The sequence below is a fragment of the Roseomonas rosulenta genome (assembly GCF_016106005.1).
Classification (GTDB): Bacteria; Pseudomonadota; Alphaproteobacteria; order Acetobacterales; family Acetobacteraceae; genus Neoroseomonas; species Neoroseomonas rosulenta.
Genome location: NZ_JACADR010000481.1, coordinates 1 through 1,837, shown reverse-complemented (window position 1 = coordinate 1,837; position 1,837 = coordinate 1). Strand labels below are relative to the sequence as shown.

At 71.2% G+C, this 1,837-nt stretch carries 2 protein-coding genes and 1 tRNA gene; 1 reads left to right on the top strand and 2 read right to left on the bottom strand.

Translation table 11 applies throughout. The annotated features are described in order from the left end of the window. A partial coding sequence (locus HW578_RS26080) for a hypothetical protein (RefSeq protein WP_198373619.1) occupies positions 1-583 on the top strand: 583 nt, incomplete at its 5' end. 299 nt (positions 584-882) lie between these two features. On the opposite strand, the gene HW578_RS26075 is transcribed toward HW578_RS26080, so the two are convergent. Next, positions 883-958 (bottom strand) — tRNA-Val (locus tag HW578_RS26075). A gap of 87 nt (positions 959-1,045) precedes the next feature. Next, the gene (locus tag HW578_RS26070) at positions 1,046-1,705 is read right to left on the bottom strand and encodes a DsbA family oxidoreductase (protein WP_198373618.1); all 660 of its coding nucleotides are present in this window, start codon (positions 1,703-1,705) and stop codon (positions 1,046-1,048) included. Positions 1,706-1,837 lie beyond the last annotated feature (132 nt).

The following is a 1,837-nucleotide window of genomic DNA, read 5'->3' as shown; positions in this document are numbered from 1 at the left end:
CGCGCCGGACCTCTCGCATCTCTCGCCGGCGGATCGCGCGCGGGCGCTGGCCGACGCGCGGCGCTGGTCGGGCACGCTGTTCATCGGATCCTCCGTCGCGGACGGCAAGCTGCGCGACCTGATCTTCGCGCCCTGGACCGGATCCTGGGGCGACGACACCATCATGGGCGGCGCGGTGCAGTATCGCCTCGCCCGCTTCTGGCGCTTCTTCATGGTCGACCTGGAAGGCGGCGGCGTCTATCGCTCGGGCGACACCAATGGCGGCGAGTTCTGGGGCGCGGTCTACCTGCGCTACGACGGCTTTCCCTGGACCAACTACGTCTACACCACCTTCGGCGTCTCGATGGGCCCCGACTACGTGACGCGCCTGCCCCAGGTGGAACGCGGCACCGATGCGCGGCCCGAGCCCAACCAGTCGCGCTGGCTGAACTTCTTTTCGCCCGAGCTCACCGTCGCGCTGCCCGAGTATCCGCAATACGAGGTTGCCTTCCGCTACATGCACCGCAGCGGCATCTTCGGCACCTACAACGGCGTGTACGAAGGGGCGAACAGCTTCGTCATGGGCTTCCGCTACCGGTTCTGAGCCGCGCGGGCGCCAACACCGGATCGCGCCGCGCGCGATCCGCGAGCGCGCGCGCGCGATCTCGGCCAGACCAGCTTCCGCCGCTGGCGCAGCAATCCACATCGCCGAGGCAGGATCGCGGCTCGCCCGCTCGCCACGCTTCCGAGGATAGAAGTCCAACGGATCGCGCGCCGCGCGATCCGGGAGCGCGAATGCGCGACCGCGCCCAGACCGACTTTCGTCGCAGGCGCATCGGTACACGGCGCGAAAGCCAAGCCGGCGGATGCCGGCGCCCGGCGTCTGAGGGCGAAAAAAGAAAATGGTGGGCGCACGTGGGATCGAACCACGGACCTCCTGCGTGTCAAGCAGGCGCTCATACCACTGAGCTATGCGCCCCCGAGCCCCGGAGGGGCCGCATGGCAAGCCTGCCCTGCGGGGCCGCCTGATTAGACGCGGCGCGCGCAGCGCGCAAGGCCCCGCGGCTCACTCGTCCACGAGCGCGACGTCGATCAGGCGCTCCAGCACTTCCGGCTCCTGCGCGCCGGCGATTGCGTGCCGCCCGCCGATCACGAAGCAGGGCACGCCGTTGATGCCCAGGCGATGCGCGCGCAGGTTCTCGGCGTGTACCGCATCGGCCTCGGCGCCGCTGTCGAGGAAGTGGTGCACGCCGCCCATCTCGAGCCCGATTCGCAGCGCCAGCAGCACCAGCGTGTCGGTGTGGCCGATATCGGCCCCTTCGGCGAAATAGGCGTGGAACAGCGTGTCCACCATGGCATCGCCCAGGCCCTCGCGCGCCGCGTAGCGCACCAGGCAATGCGCATCGAGGGAGGATGGCATGCGGCGTATGCGGTCGAAGCGGAAGGGCACGCCCTCGGCGCGGCCGAGCTCGGCGATGGTCGCGTGCAGCCGGCGCGCGCGTTCCTCGCCGCCGAACTTGCGCGTCAGGAAGTCGTGCCGCGGCAGCCCGGCCGCGGGAATGTCCGGGTTCAGCAGGAAGGGCCGCCAGAGGATCTCGGCCAGGATGTCGGGCCGCGTGCGCAGCGCCCGGCGCAGCCGCCGCGTGCCGAGGTAGCACCAAGGGCAGACCAGGTCGAAGACGACCTCGATCTGCAGCCTGGCGCGGGGCGGGGCAAGGATGTTCACCGCGCCATCCTAGGCCTGAATCCCGGCCGGCGCATCACTCGCGCCTCCCAGCGGCCGGCCGGCGGTGCGCAGCGGCGGGGCGGGGGCGGCCAGCACGCGGTCGCCACCGGCCGCCTGCGCCGAGGCGAGGGC